This window comes from Rhodococcus sp. (in: high G+C Gram-positive bacteria), from assembly GCF_049299235.1.
In the GTDB taxonomy this organism is placed as follows: Bacteria; Actinomycetota; Actinomycetes; order Mycobacteriales; family Mycobacteriaceae; genus Rhodococcus.
This window is the reverse complement of sequence record NZ_JBAQXC010000031.1, coordinates 1-3,978: the sequence shown is the minus strand read 5'-3', so window position 1 is coordinate 3,978 and position 3,978 is coordinate 1. Positions and strand designations below refer to the sequence as shown.

Annotated in this window: 8 protein-coding genes; 3 read left to right on the top strand and 5 right to left on the bottom strand. The window is 63.5% G+C overall.

Features of this window, described 5'->3' with window-relative positions; translation table 11 throughout:
• Positions 1-126 precede the first annotated feature (126 nt).
• From WAX14_RS02045 to WAX14_RS02025, 5 genes are all read right to left on the bottom strand, one after another.
• A complete protein-coding gene (locus tag WAX14_RS02045) occupies positions 127-363 on the bottom strand; it encodes a hypothetical protein (protein WP_422626430.1) in 237 nt (78 codons plus the stop codon).
• Between the two features lie 224 nt (positions 364-587).
• On the bottom strand, positions 588-785 hold the full coding sequence (locus tag WAX14_RS02040) for a hypothetical protein (RefSeq protein ID WP_422626429.1): 198 nt from the start codon (positions 783-785) through the stop codon (positions 588-590).
• The gene (locus WAX14_RS02035) at positions 782-1,114 is read right to left on the bottom strand and encodes a hypothetical protein (RefSeq protein WP_422626428.1); all 333 of its coding nucleotides are present in this window, start codon (positions 1,112-1,114) and stop codon (positions 782-784) included. The genes WAX14_RS02040 and WAX14_RS02035 overlap by 4 nt, the downstream gene beginning before the upstream one ends.
• A 93-nt stretch (positions 1,115-1,207) precedes the next feature.
• Positions 1,208-1,594: a hypothetical protein gene (locus tag WAX14_RS02030; RefSeq protein WP_422626427.1), complete on the bottom strand. Its 387-nt coding sequence runs from the start codon at positions 1,592-1,594 to the stop codon at positions 1,208-1,210.
• A gap of 63 nt (positions 1,595-1,657) precedes the next feature.
• Positions 1,658-1,936 carry a hypothetical protein gene (locus WAX14_RS02025; RefSeq protein ID WP_422626426.1) on the bottom strand — a complete coding sequence of 93 codons (279 nt, stop codon included), beginning with the start codon at positions 1,934-1,936 and terminating at the stop codon, positions 1,658-1,660.
• 900 nt (positions 1,937-2,836) lie between these two features.
• On the opposite strand from WAX14_RS02025, the gene WAX14_RS02020 reads away from it, so the two are divergent.
• The 3 genes from WAX14_RS02020 (at position 2,837) to WAX14_RS02010 (ending at position 3,913) form a co-directional block, all read left to right on the top strand.
• Positions 2,837-3,133, top strand: a complete 297-nt coding sequence (locus WAX14_RS02020; protein ID WP_422626425.1) for a nucleotidyltransferase family protein — start codon at positions 2,837-2,839, stop codon at positions 3,131-3,133.
• A 37-nt stretch (positions 3,134-3,170) separates the two neighbouring features.
• Positions 3,171-3,464, top strand: a complete 294-nt coding sequence (locus WAX14_RS02015; RefSeq protein ID WP_422626424.1) for a hypothetical protein — start codon at positions 3,171-3,173, stop codon at positions 3,462-3,464.
• Between the two features lie 212 nt (positions 3,465-3,676).
• Complete coding sequence (locus WAX14_RS02010) at positions 3,677-3,913, top strand: hypothetical protein (protein WP_422626423.1); 237 nt, start codon at positions 3,677-3,679, stop codon at positions 3,911-3,913.
• The last annotated feature ends 65 nt before the right edge of the window (positions 3,914-3,978 follow it).

Below are 3,978 nucleotides of genomic sequence, written 5' to 3'. Positions count from 1 at the left end.
CGCGCGCTCCGACGCCGCGCCCTACTGCGGCCGACGGCGGAGACCGCCGCGGGCGGGCATCTGGGACGTCCGCATCATCTCCCTGTGGTGTGCTGGACGCCCGGCGGGGCGCATCGGAATGCGCGTTCAGCCGATCCCGCACAGCGCGCAGACTGTGTCGTTGTTGGCGGGGTCACGCACAGCAGTGTATTCGAGCTGTCGCGGCCGGTCGTCGGCGTTGGCAGCCAGATCCGTGCCGGTGTCGGAGTATGCGGCCAGATGGACCTCACATGCGGCAGTCTCGTTCATCGGCGCACCGCCTGCATCCGGGGTGTGGATCGCGTAGATCACGGTCCGGTCGGCGCCGTCGGCGTGCGCGGTCACTGCTGCGTTCCGGTGGCGGCAGCGGCGTACGCGACGTTCGTCATCGTGTTCGTCTTCATGGGAATCGCCCTCGCATGTTTCTATCTTGTTGTCGCTAAGCCATTTTCCGCGGTCATTGAGAGTCCGCCCACGGCACCAGGCGGGGGCGCGCGGTCGGGGCGTACGGACCGGCCCCGCACCGCGCCCGCGGCCGGCATCGGCATACACCTGCCGATCCCGGCCGCTCACGCACTGCGCTGGCGACGGTGGGCGCGGCGCCACGCGAGGGCATCCATGCGTTGTTCGAGGTCCGGTATCGCCCGAACGATCGATGCGACAGTGACGTCTCCGGTGCGATCGGCGCGGTCCAGATAGTCGTCGACGGCGTGGATCTGCTCGTCGGTGAGGCCGGCCACCGGCACTGTGTGGTTGTGGACGGTCACGGCGCCAAGGCCACCCACAGGTCGGGTTCGACGTCCCACAGCGGTTCGGCCTTGACCAGCTCGCCCCAGGCGATCATCTGTCGGCAACTCACGGCGATGTCGAGCGGATTCGCGCAGGGGATGCCGTCGCGGATGTTGTCGGCGATCCCGGTGACGGGAAACGCCGGATAGCCCTCCCCCGTCTTCGGGTCGACGCAGTCGTGGCGTAGGCGGCGCAGCTCGTCGGCGATCGCTTGGTGCCACCAGAACCGTTCGCGGGCACGGTGAACGGCCGGGTCACGGTACGGGTCCCCCGCCGGGTGCTCGATCGGGGCGAGTGTCATCTCCACAGAACTCTCCTTCTCATCTTCTCGGTTCCGGCCGCCGCGCGCCGGGTGTTGTTCGGGCGGCGTGTGGTTCCGCAGGTCACCTGCGGGGGTGGGTCATCGGTTCGGTGTGTGTGCGGCGGCGTCGACCAGGTGTGCGGCGGCGCGGCGGTCTGCGCGCACGATCGTGTCGGTGGTGTCCACGATTCGGGTTGTCGTGGCGTGGGGTCGGGCGTCGCTGATTGTGCGGGATGCGGCGTGTTCGTCGGGTGGTGTCACTGCTCGTACGTGTAGTCGGTGGCAGGGGAAGGTCAGGGGCGTGCCGTCACCGAGGTCGCGTGGTGTCGTGTCGACGGCGGTGACGATGTAGTCGTCCGTGTCGATTCGGTGTCCGTGATGGTGGTGTCGGGCGGTGTAGCGGATGACGTCGCCCGGTTGGATCGTGGTGTAGTCGGTCACCGGGATGTGCGGGTCGGGGTATGGGGTGTGGTCGATGGTGATCATCCTCGTGGTGTGTTTTGGTTCTGTTGTGCAGCACTGGTTTTGTGGTGTTTCGGTGTCGTCTGGTCAGGGATCGACTTGGATTGCCGGCCAGTACACGATCTGCTCGAAGAGCAGCACATCTGTCCGGTGTGAGCGGACGAGCTCGTTTCGGAGTTCGTGTGGGTCCTGTCCGGTGCGTTCGGCGAGGGTGTCGGCGAGGTCGCTGATGAAGGTGCGGGGGTGGCTTCCGGCGTAGGCCAGGCATGGTGTGCCGAACAGCGCACGGCCTTCGTATCTCGGCTTCGTTGCCGCGTGTCGGCCGGCGAGGTTTTCGTACTGGTCGGGAGTGAGTCGATACTGCACGGTCCTTCCTCGTTTCGGGCTTGGATGGTGCGAACTTCACGGTGCAGTCATGCCGGGCAGAAACCGCGTTCACGCAATTCGTGTCCGTTTCTGATGTTCAACATTAACGTATTCGAGTGCTTCTTTTTGTTGCCCTGCCGAGATGAAGGCGGGGCGCTGATGGCGGGAAGTTCGCTCCGGAATATCGAGGATTCTCGACGTTCAGTGCTGATGCGTTCAGCTCCGTTTATCGGGTTCCTTCTCGTGTGATTTCTGTCATGTCCGAAGTCCACTTTCGGTGTCTTTTACGACAGGATTTCGTTGCAGTCGTCTCGACTGTCGGGGACAGCCGGACTGGCGTGATTTCGCGGGGGCCGCCGAGTAGCGGCTGTGGGTGCGTAGTCACGGGATGATGTCGGCTTCGTGGGTGTGCAGGTAGACGTTCGTGCCGCAGCGGATGTGGTGCGGCAGGCACCCTCGGCGTTCGGTGCGTCGTGGCGGGTAACGCCTGTCAGGTCGACAGGCCATACCGTCGTGTGGCGGATGTTGCAGGCTAGGGCGTCAAGGCGTCGACGGGATCAGTCGACGGTGGGCGCCGTGTGGGCGCCGAGCGAGGCGGGGTGCTCCGATGCGCCTTGTGGCTCGCGCCGGCACCATCGATCGTGATGCGGGCCGGTGGCGGTGTGTGGCGGCGACCGACTCGACTGTGGCGCGGGGTTGACGGTGCGGACCGGCGGGGCATTTTCCGCGCCGTGAGTTCGCGCTTGGATGCGCACTACAGCGAGTCTGCCGAGTGCCTGGGTGTCGATCTTCGTTGAATGGGTGCATTGATATCGATGCCACCGGCACGGCACGGGAGGGTTCGGTCCGGGGCTTACGTCGTCGGAGGTGCGCCCGCGGCTGCTGAACTATAATCGCGGTATGGCGCAGGTGGTCAGCACACTCGCACTCCCGATACCGTTGGGGGAGCTGCGCGAGATTCTGCGCCGGCATGGGGTTGTGGAAGCCTACGTTTTCGGGAGCTATGCGAGGGGAACGGCACGTCCCGACAGTGACCTCGATCTGCTCATGGTATTCGGTGCTGATGCAGATCCGTGGGAGTTTCTGTACCTGCAAGAAGAGCTGAACCAATTACTGCCGGGTGGCGCCGACGTCGTCACCAAACTGAACAAGCATTTCGAGCCTTACATCAAACCCGACTTGGTGAAAGTGGCTTGACGCGGAGGTGGCGCGGGAACGCGCTATCCTTTCCTTTATGTCGAAGACCCCGGCGCCGTTTCTCGCTGCTGCGATCGAGTCTCTGGTGAAGATTCAAGGGACTCGTCCCGGCTCGGTCGAGGAATTTGTATCTAACTCCCTGCTGTGGGATGGAACACTCATGCGGGTGCAGGTCGCTGGCGAGTATCTTTCGAAAGTACGGACACAATTCCCCGACTTCTACGAACGGCATCACGACGACAGCTGGATAAAGCTGATCGCGATACCGATCCGCCAACACCTGCTCCCATCCAACGCAGCAATCGTGCAACAGATGCAATGTACAGCGTGAATCACGCTCTCACCAGGGCTAAATCGTCGCCACCCGATCCCGCGATCCGGGTAGATTCGCGGTACGCGAACCTCCCAGCCCTTGCATTGGATGCAACTCCCCTGGGTTTACGACGACACTTGTGCACATCGGGCGGGTCGGGACCGGGTTCACCGACGGCACGACTGTAAAGGTATTCTTGACAAGCATGAGCGTAAAGGTAAACTTGACAAGTGTGGATCACCGACTCAGCGCGTAAACACAAGATCAGCGATAACGACATCACCCACGCGCTCGAGAACGCGATCCGCTACGTCGAATACGAGTACGACGGCGAGGAACGGCTCCTCATCATCGGCACCGATACGGCAGGGCGACTTCTCGAACTGGTCGCCGTGCCCGCCGGCGAGCCGAACCGGATCATCCACGCAGACCGCCTTCGTGCGAAGTTCTACGACTACCTGAGGTGATACACATGCAAACGATCAAGCGCACCAGCGCAGACCCCACAGGCCTCGACCACCTGGACCCGAAC